This is a genomic window from Vibrio sp. 10N.286.52.C3 (genome assembly GCF_041468865.1).
GTDB lineage: Bacteria > Pseudomonadota > Gammaproteobacteria > Enterobacterales > Vibrionaceae > Vibrio > Vibrio crassostreae_C.
Map to the genome: position 1 here is coordinate 64014 of NZ_JBFRJM010000015.1, position 22537 is coordinate 86550.

The window sequence follows — 22537 nt, forward strand, 5'->3', positions numbered from 1 at the left end:
GTGCTCTTCTGGAGAGCCAAAAAAATGTCATCATAAATAATGCATCCAAATGTGCGTCAAAGTCTTTTAATTCAATGCCTTGTATACCATGACATTCAAGCCATTTATGTTCCGTCAAATAGCTGTCTCTCACTTTTATCATTCAACTAATGTACATGTATTCAATTTGTGTTATTGATACTTTTATCTTTAGTGAAAAGATTCATTCTCTGTTTGAATACCATTGAGAATGTCACTGCTGGTGGGCTGAACAGTCGCTAGATTTAGTGCTCATTACTGATACAAAAACCATAACCATAACAATAATCAGGTCGCGCAAGTTGGATATCCATTCTTTGATGCGATTTATTTGGATACTCATAGTTAATTTAGTAAAGACGAGCCACGTATATGAACATAAAGAAAAAGCTCTATTCGTTGGGGATGTTCTCCATCTTCGGCATGATTTCACTGCTGTTTACCACATCGCAATTTGCAGACACCACCGCTCAAATGAGTGAAGCCAAACAAATTACCAAAGAGCTTGAAGTGCGTTTGCTCAACCTTCGCCGTAACGAGAAAGATTTTTTACTGCGTAGCGATATGAAATACCTCGACAAGTTCGACGTAAACTACAAAAAATTCTTAGCGTCTGAATCTGAGCTAGATACAGTGCTCAGTGATTTAGGTTTAGCCAACAGCACACACCTACGTGAAGACATCGAAACTTACCACACCAGCTTTGTTAACTTAGTTAAAGCGAGCGAAGTCTATGGGCTATCACGTGACAAAGGTATGCTAGGCGAGTTTCATGTTTTGCTCGATAACATCAGCGCGACAGCCAGTGCGGAACAAAAAATCGAGCTTTACCTGTTCAATGACTTAATTGAGAAGGGGGAGTTTGACCCGAGTGTTCTTTCTATAACTTCAAATATGAGTAGCTCAGCGGCTTTGATAGACGCTGCTCGCCAAGTGGTTGAGCAAAAGCGCGTGATCGGTTTGAAGCATAACGAAGGCCTGCTAGGCGAAGCGCGTTCTGGTTCGCACGTTATCGAGACTCAGTTTAAAGAATTCTCGGCGGTGCTAGACCAACAAACGCAGCAAGAGATGGACAAACTATCGCTGATCAACAACATCCTTTGCGTCACACTACTTGTGTCGATCATTCTGTTCAGCTGGTTAATCGTCCGTTCTATCATTGGCAAAATTGAGTCACTGCTTTCGGTTATCCGTAATATCGTTAACTCAAACGACGTGTCTATTCGCTCTCACCTAGATGGTAAAGACGAACTCAGCACGCTAGGCCAATACTTCAACCAACTGTTGGATCAACTGGAAGGGCTTATCGCTGCCTCTCAATCTAAGTCACTGCAACTGACACAAAGCACATCGAACATGCATGATGAGCTAGAGTCAGTAATCAAACAGTTTGAAGTTCAAGCAAATCACACATCTACAATGACAACGTCAGTTCAAGAGATGGTACTCACCATTGGCGAGATCTCTGAAAGCACATCGGTTGCCGCTGAAGGTGTACATCAAGCGAAAGTGAATGCCGATAAAGGCCGTGAAGTGGTGGTTGAAACCATCAGCAACATCACCCAGTTGTCTGAACGTCTTTCAAGCAGCCAAGATTCGATCAGTTCACTGAACCATCATGTTGACCAGATCGGCGATGCAGTAAACATCATCCAAGGCATTGCAGAACAAACTAACCTATTGGCATTGAACGCAGCAATTGAAGCAGCACGTGCGGGTGAACAAGGTCGTGGCTTTGCGGTAGTTGCCGATGAAGTACGCGCACTAGCAAGCAGAACGCATCAATCGACCACAGAGATAACTTCAGTGGTGAGTGCAATTCAAAGCCAGATGCAGGCGTCGATGGCAGAGATTGGCGAGTGTAATCAACAAGGTCAACTAACGCTGAAAGATTCGGAAGAGCTGGATGCGAGCTTGCAACTTATCTTGAGCGATATGGAAAGCATCCAAGGTAATTCAGAACGTATTGCTTCAGCGATTGAAGAGCAGGGCGCAGTAATGGCGCAAGTGAGTGACTCAATTACTGAGCTGAACACTATCTCGAACGACAATAACGCTTCGGCGCAGCATTGCTTAGTTGAAGTGGACAAGGTAGCAGAGCAAGCGAACGATATGGACCAAGCGGTCGCGCAGTTCAAGACTTCATAAACGACATAGAACTTACTAAAACAAAAGGCGTGGATCATCTACGCCTTTTTTGTGCCTGAAATTCAAATAGATAAATGACGAGAATAAAAAAACGGCCCGATCTGGGGGAAGATCTGGGCCGTTATATTACGTATTAAAGGGGGGACTACTTATTTCGGCCTTCCAGCACATCCAGTGCCAGTTCAACCGCTTTATCAATATTGTCGCATCCCGCTAACTTACCTGAGCTGATAGGACCAAGCACATTAGCGTATAACGAGAGCTGCTTGTTAAATGGCAGGCTCAACTGCTCATATAAACGCTGGCGAATCTCGGCATGTTGCTCAGGAGCGTGAGCAGCAAGGCTTTTCAAAGTGTCATAAACAAGAGTGGTGGTAGTGTTCATTCGTCTCTTTATCATTAAGTGGGAGGCGCTTATTTTATAATCTTTTCGTATTCTTTTACTGTGACATAAGTCATACAATATTATTAATGTGTTTATCTTTTCAATCTAATGAGAATAAGGCATTCCAAAATAGACTTAAGTATCTGTGAAATATAACTAAAATAATGACAGACTATCGAACACACAAACGAATTGGCGCGTTTCTGGCAAACGGTTGAATCTATAGGAAGAGGAACAACATGCACTACGACGTATTCAACGGAGACGCAGATGGCATAATCGCGTTGTTACAGCTGCGATTAAGTGAGCCAAGAGAGAGCGTGCTCATTACTGGTGTTAAGCGTGATATTAAGTTGGTCTCTCAAGTTGTTACTCAAACTATGGAGCCGGGTAAGCAAGGTGATGTTTCTTCCGTTACCGTTTTAGATGTATCGATGGAGAAAAACCTGCCTGCACTGCACTCACTGCTAGACGCAAACATCAATGTATTTTATTGCGATCACCACCGAACAGGGGATGTCCCAACTTCTAGTCATTTAGATACTCTGATTGATACCGCGCCAGAGAGCTGCACGAGCTTGCTGATTAACCAGAAGCTGAATGGTGCGCATGTGGCTTGGGCAATCGCAGCTGCCTTTGGCGACAATCTAAAAACGGTGGCGGCGCGGCTAGCGGATGAAAATGGATTCGCTCAATCTCAAAAAGAGTTTCTAGAAGAGCTAGGTACCTTGGTTAACTACAACGGTTACGGTTCGTCACTGAGTGATTTGCATTTCACGCCAGCTGAGCTCTACAAAACCCTTTATCAATACCCGAATCCGTTTGATCTTTTGGATGATAAAGACTCTGTGTTTTATCGACTACGAGATGCTTATCAAAATGATCGCCAGCAGTTATCAAACCTTGCTCCTGTTTATGAAAGTGAAGTCGCACGTGTGTTTGAACTGCCAGGTGAGACGTGGGCAAGGCGCATCAGTGGCGTATTTGGTAATGAAATCGTTAATCAAGATCCAAACCGAGCGCAAGCAGTATTAACGAAAAACCAAGACGGCGAGTCTTACACGGTGAGCTTACGTGCGCCATTATCAAATAGAACGGGTGCAGACGAAATTTGCTCAAGTTTTGCGACTGGCGGAGGAAGAAAAGCAGCGGCTGGAATTAATCAACTTAATGAACTTGATAAGGTGAATTTTATTTCACTATTGGATGCATATTATTCATCTGGCACTGACGGTTAACTGAATAACTCCCGACGTATACATTCAAAACCCTACAAATTCTTGCTCCTATATTCCGTTATACGTGCGTATTGCTAGCACATGTATGATGGCTATATCCAGGCTGTTTTAGTGATATCACTCGCAATGGTATCTGGTCTTAGGTCAGTAATTACGGCTTATTTGGGATGATTTTTGCCGATTTAAAGTTTATTTTTTCCTATCGGTGATTTTTTATATTTTTGGTTAATTATCTTAGTGAATTAAGGTTGATTAAATATTTATATGGTCAATGCATTTAGCCGAAAATAACAGTTTTTAGCATTTCAATTTGAATGAAAAGTCAAAATCATATTGATTCTGATATTCAATCTGTGACTTAAAATCACAAGTTAAATCAAAGGTCATCTTTTCCTATAAATTCCATTACTTCTCTATAAATATTCATGATTACAATGAATTGGTTCGGTTGTGATTGGCACAGCTGTTAAGTAAGGAAGTGGGACTAATGTTGAAACGTAAAGCTCTACAATTAGCAGTATCGCTCGGCATGGCGGCAATGTCTGGCGCTGTTTATGCGAATGGTTCAGATATGACGAATCCAGACTCTGGCGTGGTGGTTGGCTATTGGCATAACTGGTGTGACGGTGGCGGCTACCAAGGTGGTAATGCGCCATGTGTGACGCTGGATGAAGTGAACCCAATGTACAACATCGTGAATGTGTCATTCATGAAGGTCTACGATGTGGCTGATGGTCGAATCCCAACTTTTAAACTGGACCCAACCATTGGGCTTTCAGAACAACAATTTATTGACCAAATCTCGGAACTCAACAAGCAAGGTCGCTCTGTGCTGTTGGCTTTAGGTGGTGCGGATGCACACGTAGAGCTAGAAACCGGTGATGAAAGAGCCTTTGCTGATGAGATAATCCGCCTTACTGAGCGTTACGGTTTCGATGGCCTAGATATCGACCTTGAACAAGCAGCCGTAACCGCAGCAAACAATCAAACCGTGATTCCTGATGCTCTTAAGTTGGTAAAAGACCACTACCGCACTGAAGGTAAAAACTTCCTTATTACTATGGCGCCTGAGTTCCCGTATCTCACGACAGGCGGTAAGTACGTTCCTTATATCGATAATCTAGAAGGCTATTACGACTGGATTAACCCACAATTCTACAACCAAGGTGGCGATGGTATCTGGGTTGAAGGCGTGGGTTGGATTGCTCAAAACAACGATGCGTTAAAAGAAGAGTTCATCTACTACATTTCTGATTCTCTTATCAACGGAACGCGTGGCTTCCACAAAATTCCACATGACAAGCTCGTGTTTGGTATTCCTTCAAGTATCGATGCTGCAGCGACAGGTTTTGTGCAAGAGCCACAAGATTTATACGACGCATTTGATAGCCTGACGTCGCAAGGTCAACCGCTACGTGGTGTGATGACTTGGTCTATCAACTGGGATATGGGCGCTAACAAAAACGGTCAACAATACAACGAGCAGTTTATTAAAGACTACGGCCCGTTTGTCCACGGTCAAGTGACGCCACCACCAGTCGAGGGTGAGCCAGTTCTAAAAGGTGTCGAAAATACGCGTGTTCTCCACGGAACAACATTTGATCCTATGGATGGTGTAACGGCAACAGACAAAGAAGACGGCGATCTAACGTCATCAATCGATGTTGAAGGTTACGTTGAAACCAGTGTTATTGGTACTTACGTTCTAACTTACCGAGTGAAAGACAGCGATGACAACGAAACCACTAAAGCAAGAACGGTAGAGGTTTACAGCCAGAAGCCAGTATTTAATGGCGTATCTGACACAACCGTTGTGTTGGGAACTGCGTTTGATGCTATGGCAGGCGTGACGGCGAATGATGCTGAAGATGGCGATCTAACAAGCACCATCACACACACTGGCAGTGTCGATGTAAATGAAATCGGCAACTACACGCTTGTGTATAGTGTAACAGATAGCGCGAACCAAACTGTAACCGCTGACCGTAAAGTGTCTGTGACTGATGGTTCTAACTGTGCTGCGGCATGGGATGCAGACACCGTTTATGTTGAAGGTGATCAAGTATCTCATGACGGTTCAACGTGGGGAGCAGGGTGGTACACTCGCGGTGAAGAACCTGGAACGACAGGTGAATGGGGCGTTTGGAGAAAAGTTTCAGACTCTTCATGTGGTGGTAACCCAGATCCGGGCGATGACTTAGAGCTTGCAGTTTCAGGACTTCAATCAGAATATGCGCCAGATAACGGTAATGTTCGTTTAGATCTGACACTGACATCAAATGAAGCATTGGATGTTACCGCTATGGTGATCAACAGTGCAGGTACTGTGGTTGAGCAAACTAAGGTTAATGTAACGGACAGCCGCGCTATTACCATCGACTTATACGATGTAGCGGAAGGGCAATATGCACTTGAAGTGGTCGGTAAAGCATCTGACGGTGAAATGGTGATGGTAAACGATTCGTTCGCTGTTAAAGACGGTGGCGGAACAACACCTCCTCCAGGTGATTACCCTCCATATGAAGCGGGCACCAACTACGCAGCGGGTGACATTGTGGTCGGCAGCGATAATGGCTTGTACGAATGTAAGCCTTGGCCATACACGGCATGGTGTGCAAGCGCGTCTTACGCTCCAGCAGATAGCCAATACTGGCAAGATGCTTGGACAAAGCTGTAGTCTGATAGCTCAACGCTAGCAATATAAAGTAGACGATCAAAGAGAGGCCATTGTGCCTCTCTTTTTTATGTTTAAACAGTTCTGACTTAGAGCTTTAAAACCCACTTAACCTTAAACTCTGCTCTGCATATTGCTCTAGATCAAAATAGGAGTGATTATCAATTGTATTACATGTTAAGAAATAGCACTATGCGCACATTGAATTTTATATATTGTTAATATTTGCATAATGAATCTTGCTCAAGTCGACCTCAATCTACTCGTTATTCTTAAACACCTTCTTGAAGAGAAGCACGTTTCCAACACGGCATTGGCGCTGGATATGAGCCAACCTACGGTGAGCCGATCTCTGCAAAAACTGCGTACCGTTTTCAATGATGATCTATTGGTGCGAGCGGCTTATGGCTATGAGTTAACGCCAAAAGCAGAAGCCATTAAGCAAGATCTCAATTCGGTACTGACACGTTTAGAGAAGCTGGTACATGGCGATGTATTCGAACCGCAAAGCAGTGACAGTACGGTTCGCTTCTTTGGTTTAGTGCCTAATGTCGCGCACTTGCTGCCCAAGGTAGTTGCGGAGATACGTCAACAAGCGCCAAACATGACTGTTGATATCGACTCGATTCCTAAACGACACTTTGAGCCTCTGTTATCCGGTGATGCGCACTTTGTGTTGTCGACCCACGAGCCGTTAAGTTCAGAGCAAAATTTGTATCGAATGTTCGTGATTAGCCGCGATTACCGTTTGCTGATGAGTAAAAAACATCCTTTGGTGGACAAAGAGATCACGGTTGATGACTTGTTGAATAGCCAACTTGGTCAAATCTCACTGCAAGGGGATAAGAAGCTCTCGATCGAAAGTCGATTTAAAGATCTTGGCTTGATTGATAAGCAGCGCCAGCTGTCCATTCCAATTCAGCTTTCCAATTTTAACGTCGCGCCGGATATGGCAGAAGCAACCGACATCATCTTTCATTTACCGACACCTTTTGCTCAACAAGCCGCTACGCAAAGAGATCTTGTTTGTAAACGCGTGCCTAAAGCGTTGCGCCACCCATCAGAAGACGTCTACTTATACTGGCATAAGCGCTTTCATAACGACCCGATGTGTCGCTGGGTTCGCAATATATTCAAAGAGCTTTATACATAATCCATCTGCAGGGTGAATAAAAATTACGAATACCTATCGAGTTGGATATAGATCTCTTTTATTATTTGAATGGTGAATAACGAGAATCGATTTTTGGTATGAAACTTTCGTTGATAAGCGTGGTAGTTGGTTGTTTAATGCAAACCATTATCATTACCAATCACATATAAGAATGAATATCATGTCTGAGAGATCTCTTTTGATTCGCAAACCTCTTTTGGTTCGTAAACCCCTTTCGATCGCAGTCGCTGTTATTTGTACCTCACTTTCAGCTAACGTGTTGGCGCAAGAAGAAGCGCAAGCAACAGATGAGCAAATGGTTGTTACGGCAACTCGTACCGAGATGGCACTAAAACAAGCGCCAGCTTCAATGTCGGTTATCACCGCGCAAGACATTGAAGAAAGCCCTGGTATTACCTTGGCAGACATCGTTGCCGAATCAACGAGTGTTGAGTCTGATTTTGATAGCACACGTGCTGGCCGTCAGATGATCTCTATTCGTGGTATGGATTCAGATTACACTCTTATCATGGTGAACGGTCGTCGTTTAAGCTCTGCAAGTGCCATCATCCGTGGTAACGACTTTGACCTATCAACGATTCCTGCTGATTCGATCGAACGTGTTGAAATAATCCGTGGCCCAATGTCTGCACTTTACGGTTCAGATGGTATGGGCGGTACAATCAACATCATCACTAAGGCTCCAGAAAACGATTGGAGCTCTACACTGAGCATGGACACTTCATCTCCACTTGATGGTGATGGAGGGGAAGAGTATTCGATGGGCTTCACGACATCTGGTGCGTTGATTGAAGACGAGTTGTTTGCTCGCCTATCTGTTAACCAAACTAGCCGTGATGCTTGGCAACCCTATTCTGGTACGCATAGCTCTGGTTACGATCGTTCAGACATTACTGCGTTAGAAGAAAGAGAGACATTAAGCTTACTCGCGAGCCTGACATGGAATGCAACAGACAACCAAACCATTGATTTCGATTTTGGTTACAGTGACGACGAACGTGAGTCATCTGCGGAAAACGTATCATCTGTGATTGAGTCTGACACACGTGTTGTACGTCAGAGCCAAGCGATCACACATAGTGGTTTTTGGAGCTGGGGTGACACGCAAGTACGTTATTCACGTGAAAATGTGACAGATAATGATGCTGCGGACTCAGATACTAACTATAGCAGTGACATCGAAGAGCTGACTCAAATTGTTGAAGCTTCGGCGACCACTTATCTTGGTGATAGTCACACCGTAACGTTTGGTATGGACTACCAGTTGAGTGAATTAACCAACAAAGAAAACTTAGTCAATGGTACATCTGAAGCTTATCAAGGTGCGTTATTTGTTCAAGACCAATGGTTAATGACGGATCAACTAACGGCAACCATTGGTGGTCGTTTAGATAAGCATGAACTGTACGGTGAAGAGTTCAGCCCACGTGTGTACTTGGTTCATCAAACAACGAATGACCTGATCATCAAGGGTGGTGTGGGTAAAGCATTTAAAGCACCAACATTGACTCAAAATCAGACAGACTACACAGTTAATAGCTGTAAAGGCGTATGTGATTTACATGGTAATGAAGATCTTAAGCCCGAAACCAGCTTGAACTATGAGATCGCTGCGATTTATAGCCAACCTCGTTGGAATGTTGAAGGTGCCTTATTCCGAAATGAAATCAACGACCTAATTGATCGTGATGAAACCTATTGTGAGAACGGCGGAGTGTTTGAATCGGGTAAAGGTTGCGCTGATAGTTCAAGCTCAACTGGCTATGTGAATGGTAAGCGTACTTATACAAACGTATCAGAGGCTGTAGTTCAAGGTGCTGAGCTTACAGGCCAATTCCAAATTACTGATGAATGGGGTGTGTCTGGTAATTACACATTCTTAGACACTGAAGATAAGTCTACTGGTGACGAATTACTTGATCGTTACAAGCATTCGGGTTTAGTTAAACTGAACTGGAGCCCAACTTACGATCTAAGTACCTTCGTGAGTGCGCGTTACCGTGGTGAACGTCAGATCGAAAGCGATCTAACTCAAGACGCTTACACAACGCTGAACCTAGGTGCTATCTACAACGTGAATGCTTCAGTACGACTACGTGCAGGTATCACGAACTTAACTGACGAAGCTGTATCACAAGAGCTAGAGAGCATGGGCTATGTTGAAGAGCCACGTACTTACTACGTAGGTATGACAGCGGACTTCTAATTTAGAGTTCAGTAACTGATAGCTTGATACAAAAGAACCCACACTGGCTGATGCTCTAAAAGGAGAATGGCGAGTGTGGGTTCTTTTTTGATCTATAGATTTGGTTTAATTTGCCGTTTATCTATTAATCTAGATTTTGACACATGTGATCAGCGCATTACCGGACTGAGTATCCCAAGGAATCAGCTTGTCGTAATCGTGCTCGAAGATATTAACCTCGAAGTAGGGCTTCAATATCTCGATTAACTCTTTAAACGAGAATGCCACCATTGGGTGTTCATCATTCCACACTTGAGTTTCACCAGCAGTCGTCTTTTCGATGCTAAGCTTTAGCGCTTGCTTATCACCCTGACCAGAGTAATACCAACCAGAACGGAACGTGAAATCGTCTTTGTCTTGGTTTTTTGTGTGTCTAACAAACAGGTCGTTGCTGATCTTGTCTTTATCAACCACGTTAAAACAGAAAATACCTTCTGGCTTTAACGCACGATGCACACTTTCAATACACTCTTTAAGTTTCTCAAGGCCATCGTTGTAATGGATGGAATACAGGAAGCAAGTGATAAGATCGAGTGGTTCCGTGACCTCAAAGTTACTCATGTTTTGTACTGAGAACTTGGCTTCCGGGCAGCGAACTTCTGCGATATCTAACATCGGCTTGTTAAGATCTAGGCCACCGCTTTGGTAACCGAAATCAATAAAATGACGAACGTGTGGGCCAGTGCCACAAGCTAAGTCGAGGTGTGTTTTTCCTTCATTTCCAAAGATTTGATGGAGTCTACGTACGCAGTTACTTTGCGCTTGGTAGTCAATATCTACACACATTAAATCATAGTAACCGGATAGGTCGGTATAGAGTGCGTTGGCGGACATATTTGCCTGCAGCATAAGCTGAAAAATTAGGGTGGCGCATCATATACCGAAATTGGAAAATCGCAATCAAATATTCGATCAATGAAAGCGTTTTATTTTCTAACTTATGGTCGTTTTAAATGAGACCGTTTAAAGGGATGTTTAAGCTGCCAACAACATCAGTACGCGTGTCATCGCTATTCACTTTGCCCTGACTACTTATTCGTTAACTAAAACAGGTGTTGCTCCCTCAATGCAGCGACCATACGGGCTTTGCGGAACGCTTTTATCACGAGACGAGATAGGAAAAATATGGTATCTAGGTAAACCCAGTGTGACATTTATAATTTTATGATTAATCAGTAATTTTACTGATTCAAACCGAGTTCTTGAAAAGGAAACAATTCAGGAAAGTGGGCTGTTGATAAAAACCAAATCACTCAAGCTAAATAAGCGAACTAAACAAGGAGAGTTGAAACAATGACATCAGCAATAAATGCACAGGGTTCAATGGAAAATAGAACAGCATTGGAAAGCAGTGCTTCAATAGAAATTAAGGTGGATGACTTGTCGGGTGGGGAAGTCATTGAATTACTTGAAGAGCACCTCGCTGATATGTACGCCACTTCGCCAGCCGAAAGCGTTCATGCACTGGATCTAGATGGGCTCAAGTCACCAGAGATTACTTTTTTCAGTGCTTGGAAAGACAGCCAACTACTTGGGTGTGTTGCCATTAAAGAGCTAAATACCCAACACGCTGAACTCAAATCGATGAGAACCTCACAGTTTGCTCGAAAGTCAGGTGTTGCCAGCCAACTTTTACAACACGTATTAGATACAGCGGCCATTCGCCAGTATCAAACAATCAGCTTAGAGACTGGCTCAGAAGACTACTTTAAGGCCGCACGTAACCTGTATGAAAAGTTTGGCTTTGGATACTGTGAACCCTTTGCTGATTATGTGTTAGACCCGCACAGCCAGTTTATGAGTATTGAGTTGCGTTAAGAGACTAGCCTTAGATGTCGACTTACTTTGCAGGTTTCTCCCTTGGCCTTTCGCTGACTCTTGCGATTGGCTCTCAAAATGCGTTTGTTTTAAAGCAAGGGCTTAAGAACCAACACGTATTGGCAGTTTGTGCTGTATGTGCCATTTCTGACGCCTTACTGATTAGCTTTGGCGTGACGGGCTTTGGCGCAATCGTTAAGCAGTTCCCACAAATTGAGCAGTTCGCCCGTTATGGTGGCGCTATCTTTTTGGGTGTCTATTCATTCTTAAGCTTCCGATCAGCATTTACCGAAAACCACGCCTTAGAAGCCACGGCAGAAACTAAAGACTCATTAACCAAAGCGATTGCGATGTGTTTGGCGTTCACTTGGCTTAACCCGCATGTGTATTTGGATACTGTGGTATTGCTGGGGTCTATCTCAACTCAATATCAACCGGATCAAATGTTGTTTGGCGCTGGGGCGGTATCGGCGTCATTCGTGTTCTTCTTTTCACTTGGATATGGCGCTCGCTTCTTGGCTCCAATGTTTAAGAACCCGAGAGCGTGGAAGGTGTTGGAATTTGTCGTTGGCGTGATCATGGCATCTATTGCAATATCTTTGATTGTCTAGCTGCGCGTAATTAGGCTTCCATTTTGGTATAGGTGTTGAATACACGCCAGTAGAAAGCCTAACCTTACGTTTAATCTCACAAGCAGATGCAGTAAATATCGAATTCTTCGGCCCGAATGGTAATAGACTGGCAAGCCGTGATGTAGCGTTTAGCACAGTAACTCTGGGCGCTTCGTACAATTTTTGACGACCTCTGTGAAATAGCTTTAAGCTAAAGCTATGGACACCTAAAACCGCTCTAACGTTGAGCGGTTTTTTTATGTCAAAAATAACGATTGGTCACGCTATGGGCGGAGTTGGTCCAAAGCCTGAAATTAGTTGGTTTTCACAAGCTTATAAAAGGGAATTATCTCGACTATTTTGGTAGATTAAAGGTATTACCGACTTCCAGTGAGCAGCAATGAAGATTCTTCACACGTCCGATTGGCACCTTGGCCAAAACTTCTACAATAAAAGCCGTAAGAATGAACATGAACGGTTTTTACAATGGTTACTTGAGCAAGTTACAGAGCACGACATCGACGCGATCATTGTTGCTGGCGACATTTTCGATACCAGTACACCGCCGAGTTACGCTCGTGAGATGTATAACAAGTTTGTGGTCGATTCGAACAAGATCGGTTGCCAATTGGTGTTATTAGGTGGTAACCATGACTCGGTGTCTGTGTTGAAGGAGACACAGCAATTACTGAAGTACATGGGCGCAGACGTAATTCCGAACACCAATGAAGATCATGCGACTCAGGTTGTCGAACTAAAAGGTAAGAACGGCGATGTAGAAGCGCTGGTTTGTGCCATTCCTTTTATTCGCCCTCGCGATGTGTTGATGAGCCAGGCGGGTGTCACTGGCGTTGAGCGTCAGAAGCAACTCGGCGATGCAATCAAACAGCATTATCAAAGTGTTTATGATGCGGCGGTTGCTAAGCGCGCGACGTTTGTAAACAGCGAGCACATGCCGATTATCGCTACCGGTCATTTAACGGCGATGGGTGTCCAACAATCGGATTCTGTGCGTGATATCTATGTCGGCAACCTTGATGGTTTCGCCGCTGATGGCTTCCCAGACGCAGACTATATCGCACTTGGTCATATTCATCGCCCACAAGTGGTGGCAAAGCGTGAATACATTCGTTATTCAGGCTCTCCAATCCCACTAAGTTTTGATGAACTTAAGTCTCAGAAACAAGTGTGTGTTGTTGAGTTTGTTGAAGGTGAGCGCACCATTTCTCAATTGCCTGTTCCCACATTCCAACCTCTAGCTGAAATCAAAGGCGACTTGAGCGAGATCGAATCTCAGCTGAACCAATACATAGGTTTAGATAGCGAACAAAGCGTGTGGTTATCGATCGAAGTGCAAGCGCAAGATTACCTTTCAGATCTCCAAGAACGTATGCGTGCATTGACCGAAGGCTTGAACGTTGAAGTACTTCAACTGCGCCGTGCAAGAGAGCGTCGTAATCAAGCATTAGAGCAAGAGTCGGCAGAAACCTTATCTGAACTGAGCCCGATGGACGTGTTTAGCAAGCGTATTGCCTTAGAAGAGTTTGAAACGGATTCTGAAAAAGCGCGTTTAGAGCGCATGACGGTGAAGTTTAAACAAGTGATGGTTGAAGTGTCTGAGAGCGCTCAAGCGCCAAACAAAGTAGAAGAGTAACCAGTATGAAGATTTTAAGCCTAGAATTTGAAAACCTGAACTCTTTGAAAGGGCGCTGGAAGCTCGATTTTACCCAATCGCCGTTTGCAGAAAACGGTCTGTTCGCAATTACTGGTCCAACTGGGGCGGGTAAAACCACCATTCTTGATGCGATTTGCTTGGCACTTTTCCATCGCACACCGCGTTTGAAAAGCATTGCTAAAGGTAATAATGAATTAATGACTCGTGGTACGGGCGAGTGTTTTGCTGAACTGGAATTTGACGTTCAAGGTAAAACGTACCGATCTAATTTCCACCAAAAGCGAGCGCGTGGAAAACACGATGGCGCATTGCAAACGCCAACGTGCGAGTTTGCCGATGCGGACACCGACAAAGTCTTAGAGACCATGCTCACTAAGAAGATCAAGTTGGTGGAGCAGGTCACGGGTCTCGATTTCTCACGCTTCACTAAATCCATCATGTTGTCTCAGGGTGAGTTTGCGGCGTTCTTAAATGCCAATGCTAACGACCGTGCTGAGCTACTTGAAGAGCTGACGGGAACCGAAGTTTATAGCCTGATTTCAGAGCGTATCTACGATCATTTTAAGTCGAGTGAAGAGTCGCTTAATCACCTTAAAGCGAAAGCCGAAGGTGTGAGCTTACTGTCTGAAGAGCAAATCCAAGAGCTGACCGCAGAGCGTGAAACGCTAGAAGTAGAGCAGAAGCGTTTTGCCGAACAGTTAAAAGAGTGGCAAGCGCATCTAAGCTGGTGGAAAGACGTGACCAAAGCTGAGCAAACTATTGCGACCAGTGAGCTCGATCTGAAAACAGCTCAAGATGACCTAGACCGTAATCAACATTCATTAGAGCGTTTGGCAAACAGTGAGCCGGCTGAAAAGCTGCGTCCAATGCACAAAGATCTAAAGCGTTGCGAACAAGAGGTGAACACTACTCAAGCTCACCTAGATAACAGTACCAAGTTACTTGCCGTTCGTGATGCAGAAAAGCAAGACGCGCAAACTAAACTGACGCAAAGCAGTGCGATTGTCCAACAGGCGAAAAACGAGCAACAAGAACAAGAGAAGATCATCGACCTCGTGCGTCCGCTCGACAACCAAATTGCCGTACTCAAAGATAAACAAACTGCGGCCGTTAATGCAGCGAATACGCTAAATGAGCAACATACGCAGCAGCGTAATCAACAGGTTGTTTTAGTCCAAAAAACAGATGCACTGAAGCAACAAGACCAACTCAGCACTGAGTATTTAAATACGCATCAAGCTGACCAACACCTGGAAAAATACCTAGGTCAATGGCAAGCAAAGGTCGAGCAAGTTCGTACTCTAGAGCGTCAGCATTCAGAACAGTTGAACTTAGCGAAGCAAGCTTTGTCTGCGGTTGATGTTCAGCAAACGATCATCAAATCTGCGCAAGACGCTAAAGCAACGCAAGATAAGGCCTTAGCTGAATTGGTTGTGCTAGAGAGTAGCGCAAAGCAACAGTGGGAAGCATTGCAAGGCAACATCAGTGAGCAGGTGCTGAATGCGCAAAAAGATCTGTTGGAGTTTTGGAACCGCAATACGCACTCATTACTTGAGATCAACCGTGGTTTTCTAAATGCCCAACAACAGCTGCACGTGAAAACACAGGCACATCAAACCAACACCCAGTTGGTCGACAAGCTTTCGAAAGAGCGTGAAGTGTTGGTGGAGCGATATAAAGAGAAAGAGACTTCGCTTGAGCGATTAACGCGATTGATTGATCAAGAAGGTGAATTAGCAAAATATCGTGCAGCTCTAGAATCTGGGTCTGAATGCCCACTGTGTGGTTCAACAGACCATGCGATTGAACAGTCTCAAGATATTGCAAATTTGGTTGCTCAAAAAGATAGAGAAAACCTAGAGCTAACGGCTATCAAAAAAGAAGGCCAAGAGCATCGTCAGCAGTTAGATTCTCTTGCCCCTATGATTGCAGCGTTGAACGATGATATTCAACGTGCGCAAGCGGATATTCAGCAGGCTCAATTGAATTGGCAAGGCGTTGTCGGCAAGCTTCAACAGAATTTATCGGATTTTGTTGGCACGGCTCCTGAACTGGCGCTGCTAGCGATTAACGATTTAGGAAATGAAGCTACGGTTACGACCTTTGCTCAGCAGTGTGAACTTCAACTAAGTCAGATCTCACAGCAACTCAAAGCGTTGAGTGATGCTAAAGCGCATTATGCCGAAGCTGAGAAACAACGTCTGTCTGTAAGTGTTATGGCTGACAAGGCACAATCGAATCTCGAGTTGGCCGAGCAACGCTTAGCGGATCTGAATAAGCAAAACCAAGTCGCAAACGAACAAGTGACTCAGATAACTCAAGCGAAAGAGCAGCAATGGAACGCTTTGAAAGAGAGCATTGTTCAAACTTCTATCGAAGCGCCTGAACTTGAACATATCGATGATTGGTTTACTGCGAAATCGCAAGCATCAAGCACATGGCAGAAAACCAAACAGCAACAGGCCGATATTGAGAAGCAACTGATTACTCAAAATGCCGAATTGAAAACGTTAGACGACAAGCTAAGCAGTGTTGAGAAAGAGCTCGCGACACTGACGCAAGAGAGTGAGTCTTTAGTGTCAGAACTCACTCGTGTAACGGCTGAAAGAACAGAGTTGTTTGGTGACAAAGACATTCAAGCCACCAGCAATGCGATGAAGCAAAGAGTCACTGAAGCAGTAAATGCATTTGATGCCGCGCAGTTAGTGCTTAACCGCAGCGAACTTGAACATCGAACCGAGCAAACCAAACACACTGGTTTCTCGGACGAGTTAGTCAGTAAGCAATCGAGCTATACACAAGCGTCGAATGCTTGGTTAGAAGCGCTGAAAACTAGCCCGTTCGAAGATGAGGCTAATTTTGAAGCAGCGTTGTTAGATGAAGAGGTTAGAACTCAACTTCAAAGCCTGAAGAAGTCTTTAGACGAAGCGATTGTCAGTGCGCAAGCTAGGTTGAACGCCGCCAAAGCGACACAAGTGGATCTACTAAATCACGAAAATGCGAAAGCATGGCAAGAGCAAGACCAACAGCAAGTTGAAGAAGCGACGACTGAGTGTCAAAACGCACAGCAAAGCCATGCGACCAAGATCGGTGCAATTTCTGCCAATCTTGAAACGGATAGCCAGAACCGCAGTAATCAACAAGATCTGTTTAAGCAAATTGATGAGCAACAAGTCGAGTTTGATGATATCTCTCGTTTGAACTCACTTATTGGCTCTAAGAACGGCGACAAGTTCCGTAAGTTTGCCCAAGGTTTAACATTGGAAAACTTGGTGTACCTTGCGAACAAGCAGCTACAACGTTTGCATGGTCGTTACGAGCTTAAACGTAAAGCCGACGATGGTTTAGAACTGCAAGTGCTCGACACATGGCAGGGCGATGTGATGCGTGATACAAAGACTTTATCAGGTGGCGAAAGCTTCTTGGTGAGCTTGGCGTTGGCATTAGCGCTTTCTGATCTTGTGAGCTACAAAACCAGTATTGATTCTCTGTTCTTAGATGAAGGTTTCGGCACGCTCGATAGTGACACATTGGACATTGCTCTAAACGCTCTCGATAACTTGAATGCATCAGGCAAGATGATTGGCGTCATTAGTCACGTTGAAGCACTGAAAGAGCGAGTACCCGTTCAGCTTAAAGTGACAAAACACTCAGGCTTAGGTGTGAGTGAGATGGATAAACAGTACAAGGTTGTTGCTTAGGTTGTTACTTTGGTTCTTGCTAAATTTATCTGCGCAGAAATAGAAACAGAGCTAGATGAAGCAGATCCCCGACTCAGTCGTTCCTCCTTCTCGAGGATGACGGAGTCGGGAGTAGTCACAAATCACTACGCAGTCACTCCTTAAAGTCAGGAACGAACGTCATAGAGAACTAGGCTTTGTTCGTATTGCCTTCGTCATTCTCTAAAGCGAGGTACGAGCGTAATAGGGAATCTCTAGTAAACGCAGGAAGTGGATGCTTCAAGAAGGGAACGGCCATGCACAAGAAACCCCATTTACCGACTAAGATATGTCCTGTTTGCCAAAAGCCTTTCGCATGGCGTAAAAAATGGCAGCGCTGTTGGGATGACGTGATCTACTGTTCTGAACGTTGTCGTCGTAATAAGTCTTAGTCCCATAATCTGAATAGATCAGGTCAATCCTCATGATCTAAACCCGTTAACTCCAATATTTCCTTCCTTTGTCGTAATTTTGATGATCCTTTAATCGTTTCGTCATTCATTTCTCAAGTTAATATTTCTATCTGTAAGATAAGTGATGTATAAAGGCGGCATGAAGATACCTAAAAGAATACAGCCTTTAGTTGACGACGGTTTAGTCGACGAGGTGACAAGCCAACTCATGAGTGGCAAAGAAGCATCGGTGTACATTGTGCGCTGCGGCGATACGATCCGTTGTGCCAAGGTATATAAGGAAATTAGCCAACGCAGCTTTAAAAAAGCGACCGCGTATCGTGAAGGCCGAAAAGTCCGGAATAGCCGCCGTGCACGAGCGATGGAAAAAGGCTCTGGCTTTGGTCGTGAACAACAAGAAAAGGTTTGGCAAAGTGCTGAAGTGGATGCCTTATATAAACTGGCAGAAGCGGGTGTTCGTGTGCCTGTCCCTTATGGTTGCTTTGATGGCGTACTGCTTATGGAGCTGGTCACTGACGATGAGGGTTACGTTGCACCACGTTTGAACGATGTGGTGATGTCAGCAGAGCAAGCGATCGAAGACCACGCCGTGATGATGACTTACGTAGTTAAAATGCTGTGTGTTGGTTTGATCCATGGTGACTTGTCTGAGTTCAACGTATTGGTGGATGAGTACGGTCCAGTAATTATCGACCTACCACAAGCGGTTGACGCTTCGGCTAACAACAACGCTGAGTGGATGCTGGCTCGTGACATCAATAACATCCGTGACTATTACGCTCAGTTTGCTCCTGAACTGGCAAAAACCGAGTATGCCAAGGAAATGTGGGCGCTGTACGAGAAAGGCGACTTGAAGCCAGACAGCAAACTGACGGGTGAGTTTACGGAAACCGACGACTTGGCTGATATCGAAGCCATCATGCAAGAGATAGACGCTGCGCGAATTGAAGAACAACACCGACGCGAGCGTGTTAAAGAAGAAAAAGAAGGTGTAGACGACAGCAAGTTCAATTGGGCTGAGTAGTCGTGATCATCGTTTTTGATCTTTAGCTAGATATCAACCAAACGCCTTTTAAAACAGAGGCGTTCTTTCTAAATAAAAACCCAATGGAGTTTCAACTCTGTTGGGTTTTCTTTTTTAGCACTAATGAAAGACGGACACTCGTATCAACTACCAATTTAACTGTTCACCATCGTAAGCGTAGAAGTGCCCACTGTTATCCGGTGTGGCAATGCGAATAATATCGACCAACTGATGGGCGACATAGCTTGACTCAAACAACTTACCTTCAGGGACATTGGTCTGAAAAGGCTTCGACAGAGCTGTGTCTGTCGTGCCCGGGTGCAGAGCCAACACGGTGCCTTTCTTAATGGTGCGTTGCCATTCGATCGACATGGTTTTGATGAACATATTTAGGGCTGCTTTCGATGAGCGGTAGCTATACCAACCGCCTAATCTGTTGTCTGAAATACTGCCAACCTTTGCGGATACCACAGCAAACTTTGGATTGTCGCTCGCTTTAAGTATCGGCGTGAAGTGTTTTGCTAATAACAAGCTGGGCAGGGTATTCACAGAGATGTTTTTGAGGAAAAACTCAGGGTCGATGGACGACAAGTTCTTTTCCGGTCCAAGATCTGGAGTGTGGAGCATACCCACGCAGTTGATCAGCCAATCAAGTTGTTCAAACTCAGAACTCAAGCGCTTAATATCAGCTTCGTCGGTGGCGTCGACTTTGTGCCAGCTCAAGCGATTGTTTTCTAGTTCCGGCTGTTGAGAGTGGTAAGTCGCGTCTACATGTACATCAAGAAAATCAAACCGAGAGAGCTCAGATAATAGGTGTTTAACCACAGCGAAACCAATACCGCCGCTCCCACCGACCACCAATATGTGTAATCTGAGTTGCTCCACCATTATAAGTTCTCCAAGTTTGTGATTCGTTGTTCAGCAGTATCGAGAATCGCTTGTTGTGATTGCTCATCCATGTTGTCCCAAGAGCGATATAACATGCCCATACGTGGGTTGCGGTTTAACGCATCGCGGTGCTGGTCCATAAAGCGCCAATACAAGCTATTGAAAGGGCAAGATTGCTCGCCGCTGCGTTCTTTTATCTTGTAGTGACAGCCTTTGCAGTAGTCACTCATGCGGTTGATATAGGAACCGCTGGCAGAGTATGGTTTGGTTCCGACGATCCCGCCATCCGCAAACAGTGCCATACCTCGCGTATTTGGCATTTCAACCCACTCAATCGCGTCGACGTAAATACCGAGGTACCAACTGTCTACTTGGTCAGGGTCTATGCCTGTGATTAAACAGAAGTTGCCAGTGATCATTAACCTTTGGATATGGTGCGCGTAAGCAAACTCAAGAGACTGGTCGATCGCATGCTTCATGCAGTTCATCTTGGTTTGTCCGTCCCAAAAGTAATGGGGCAGTTTGTTGTTTGCTGAGTAATGATTTTTGTTGGCGTAAGCAGGCATATTCGCCCAATAGACGGCGCGTATGTACTCTCGCCACCCCAATATTTGGCGTACAAACCCTTCGACCTGTGCAATGTCGATGCTCGGTTTATTTGAAGAGCTGTCTCGAATACTGGATGCTTGGTAGGCCGACAGTACTGCATCAATCACTTCATTAGGACTCAGCAGTTTACTGTTCAAAGAAAACGAAATACGGCTATGATACAAGCTCCATTTAGAGTCGTGTTCTGTCGTCATCGCATCTTGAAACTGCCCAAATAACGGCAAGCAGACTTGGCAGAAATGAGCGAGTAGAGACAAGCTTTGTGCGCGGTTCACCGGCCATAGTAACTGGTTACCGACTTGACCAATGGTTTGTACTTGGTGACGTTCGATACGTTGCAAAATGTCGGTTATATCATTGGTAAACATCAGCGGCTGAGGTAGGTTTTCGATGTCTTGTTTCTTGAGCTTATTTCGATTGTTCGCGTCGTAATTCCATTTTCCGCCAACGGGCTTTCCGTCTTCTAGCAAAATGTCGAAACGTTTTCTCATTCGGCGATAGAAGTGTTCCATCATGATGTGTTTGTCTTTCGGAAACTGTTGTTCTATCTCCTCGAATGGAAAGAGGAAGTGTTCTGTATCACAACAACCTTTGGTCGCATTGGTGAGCTTGAGCTTGTTCATCTGCTCTAAGAGGCGATATTCATCTGGCCTTTGATATTCGAATTTCTCTGCGCCGAATTCGTGTACATAGTGCTTTAAAAGTGTGTCTAGGTTTTCAAATTGCGTTGTGTCGTCAAGAGTAAGGTGTAGTACTTGATTACCTTGTTCTTTGAGTTCGTTAGCGAAGTAACCCATCGCACAGAAAAACGCGGCCACTTTTTGAACGTGAGAGGCAACATAATCTGTTTCTTGTTTTAGCTCAGCAATGATGTAAATAACGTCATCGTTAACCTGTCTAAACCATGAATGCTCAATGTTGAGTTGGTCACCTAATACAAGTCGTACCGTTTTAAATTTCATAATGCGTCCTGGTTTGTGAGGCTTGTTGTGACTGCGTTACCGCCTGTCCATTGATTGATGAAGGCATGGTCTGGGTCGTACATTTCAGTACGTTGATTCAAATCGAAATGACGTGATTTGTTAATTATTAGACGCTTACGAGTTGATAGGCTGACAAGATCACAAATGATTACTCTAAGTGGGAAATAGGAGATTTCGGTCAGGATGAGTGTGTTGAAGAGGATATCAAGCCAACCAATAATACCGATAGAGGTTGGCAAAGCCGGTTATTTTTGAGTGTCGAACTGGAGCTTCTATTCCATTGGAACAACGAGAATATCGATAGGGGAAGTATCGATGATCTGTTTAGAATGGGAGATGAGCTTATGCCAAAAATCATGGTGATGGCCGCACAGCAATAGGTCAACGCCGTTTGCTTCGATGGCATTTTTGAGCTTATCGTTCAAATCACCCGTTCCCACGAAAATGTGCTTGATTGGGTGTTTGGCGTAGGCTTCAAACTCTTTCAAATGCTTAACGGCATCTTCATTGATGGGTAAATCACCGTCATTTCCCTGAATATCAACGAGCTCTGGATAAATTTCTCCATGCGTACCATCGATATAAACAAATGAAATGCCAGCCTCCAGTTTATCAGCGAAGAAGGTCGCTCTATCAATGAGAATCTTGGTGTCGTCAGACAGTTCAAGTGCGACCAGAATATGTCGGTAATCCATAATTAAAGCCTCTTGTTGTGAGTTATGTAACAAGCATAGTTTCTGTTGACGCAAATGATATCGAAGAGATCTCATATTCCGTAAAATCATCATTCAATGTTCTTCTAAGCACTATCGTATTTATATCGCTTTGATTGGTAAGAAATTTACAAAAGGTTGATATAGTGGTTGAAGCGCTAGCTTATGCTGTTAGATAGGCTTGATAGTTCAATGCGCCAAT

The 22537-nt window shown here is 44.4% G+C and carries 16 protein-coding genes and 1 pseudogene; 12 read left to right on the top strand and 5 right to left on the bottom strand.

The window, feature by feature from the left end; genetic code table 11:
- Window positions 1-441 precede the first annotated feature (441 nt).
- On the top strand, window positions 442-2166 hold the full coding sequence (locus AB4138_RS06205) for a methyl-accepting chemotaxis protein (RefSeq protein WP_029236381.1): 1725 nt from the start codon (window positions 442-444) through the stop codon (window positions 2164-2166).
- Window positions 2167-2311: 145 nt separating this feature from the next.
- On the opposite strand, the gene AB4138_RS06210 is transcribed toward AB4138_RS06205, so the two are convergent.
- Window positions 2312-2551 carry a PAS factor family protein gene (locus AB4138_RS06210; RefSeq protein WP_004733935.1) on the bottom strand — a complete coding sequence of 80 codons (240 nt, stop codon included), beginning with the start codon at window positions 2549-2551 and terminating at the stop codon, window positions 2312-2314.
- A 239-nt stretch (window positions 2552-2790) separates the two neighbouring features.
- Between AB4138_RS06210 and AB4138_RS06215 the strand changes: the two genes are divergently transcribed.
- From AB4138_RS06215 to AB4138_RS06230, 4 genes are all read left to right on the top strand, one after another.
- Window positions 2791-3789 (top strand): acetyltransferase, encoded by a 999-nt coding sequence (locus AB4138_RS06215; protein ID WP_102321015.1) that lies wholly within the window; start codon window positions 2791-2793, stop codon window positions 3787-3789.
- Window positions 3790-4276: 487 nt separating this feature from the next.
- Window positions 4277-6466, top strand: coding sequence for an immunoglobulin-like domain-containing protein (locus tag AB4138_RS06220; protein WP_372305326.1), 2190 nt, complete (start codon window positions 4277-4279; stop codon window positions 6464-6466).
- A 229-nt stretch (window positions 6467-6695) separates the two neighbouring features.
- Window positions 6696-7616, top strand: coding sequence for a LysR family transcriptional regulator (locus tag AB4138_RS06225; protein ID WP_372305328.1), 921 nt, complete (start codon window positions 6696-6698; stop codon window positions 7614-7616).
- A 181-nt stretch (window positions 7617-7797) separates the two neighbouring features.
- Window positions 7798-9843 (top strand): TonB-dependent receptor domain-containing protein, encoded by a 2046-nt coding sequence (locus AB4138_RS06230; RefSeq protein ID WP_372305329.1) that lies wholly within the window; start codon window positions 7798-7800, stop codon window positions 9841-9843.
- Between the two features lie 129 nt (window positions 9844-9972).
- On the opposite strand, the gene AB4138_RS06235 is transcribed toward AB4138_RS06230, so the two are convergent.
- Entirely contained in the window at window positions 9973-10716 is a 744-nt protein-coding gene (locus AB4138_RS06235; protein ID WP_102321012.1) for a class I SAM-dependent methyltransferase, read from the bottom strand.
- A 459-nt stretch (window positions 10717-11175) separates the two neighbouring features.
- Between AB4138_RS06235 and AB4138_RS06240 the strand changes: the two genes are divergently transcribed.
- The 7 genes and pseudogenes from AB4138_RS06240 to AB4138_RS06270 all read left to right on the top strand — a co-directional run bounded on the left by AB4138_RS06240 (window position 11176) and on the right by AB4138_RS06270 (window position 19142).
- Entirely contained in the window at window positions 11176-11700 is a 525-nt protein-coding gene (locus AB4138_RS06240; protein ID WP_065583626.1) for a GNAT family N-acetyltransferase, read from the top strand.
- Between the two features lie 14 nt (window positions 11701-11714).
- Window positions 11715-12311: a LysE/ArgO family amino acid transporter gene (locus AB4138_RS06245; protein WP_372305331.1), complete on the top strand. Its 597-nt coding sequence runs from the start codon at window positions 11715-11717 to the stop codon at window positions 12309-12311.
- Window positions 12312-12324: 13 nt separating this feature from the next.
- A pseudogene (locus AB4138_RS06250) lies at window positions 12325-12498 on the top strand (porin family protein); the annotation flags it as partial.
- Window positions 12499-12711: 213 nt separating this feature from the next.
- On the top strand, window positions 12712-13965 hold the full coding sequence (gene sbcD, locus AB4138_RS06255) for an exonuclease subunit SbcD (protein ID WP_017067000.1): 1254 nt from the start codon (window positions 12712-12714) through the stop codon (window positions 13963-13965).
- Between the two features lie 5 nt (window positions 13966-13970).
- Window positions 13971-17687 carry an AAA family ATPase gene (locus AB4138_RS06260; protein ID WP_372305334.1) on the top strand — a complete coding sequence of 1239 codons (3717 nt, stop codon included), beginning with the start codon at window positions 13971-13973 and terminating at the stop codon, window positions 17685-17687.
- Between the two features lie 275 nt (window positions 17688-17962).
- The gene (locus AB4138_RS06265) at window positions 17963-18097 is read left to right on the top strand and encodes a DUF2256 domain-containing protein (protein ID WP_081324519.1); all 135 of its coding nucleotides are present in this window, start codon (window positions 17963-17965) and stop codon (window positions 18095-18097) included.
- A gap of 160 nt (window positions 18098-18257) precedes the next feature.
- Window positions 18258-19142 (top strand): PA4780 family RIO1-like protein kinase, encoded by an 885-nt coding sequence (locus AB4138_RS06270; RefSeq protein ID WP_372305337.1) that lies wholly within the window; start codon window positions 18258-18260, stop codon window positions 19140-19142.
- Window positions 19143-19289: 147 nt separating this feature from the next.
- On the opposite strand, the gene AB4138_RS06275 is transcribed toward AB4138_RS06270, so the two are convergent.
- From AB4138_RS06275 to AB4138_RS06285, 3 genes are all read right to left on the bottom strand, one after another.
- Complete coding sequence (locus tag AB4138_RS06275) at window positions 19290-20030, bottom strand: SDR family oxidoreductase (protein WP_372305340.1); 741 nt, start codon at window positions 20028-20030, stop codon at window positions 19290-19292.
- Window positions 20030-21601 (bottom strand): cryptochrome/photolyase family protein, encoded by a 1572-nt coding sequence (locus AB4138_RS06280; RefSeq protein ID WP_372305343.1) that lies wholly within the window; start codon window positions 21599-21601, stop codon window positions 20030-20032. The genes AB4138_RS06275 and AB4138_RS06280 overlap by 1 nt, the downstream gene beginning before the upstream one ends.
- Before the next feature lie 293 nt (window positions 21602-21894).
- Window positions 21895-22317, bottom strand: coding sequence for a universal stress protein (locus AB4138_RS06285; protein ID WP_017063967.1), 423 nt, complete (start codon window positions 22315-22317; stop codon window positions 21895-21897).
- Window positions 22318-22537: the final 220 nt, after the last annotated feature.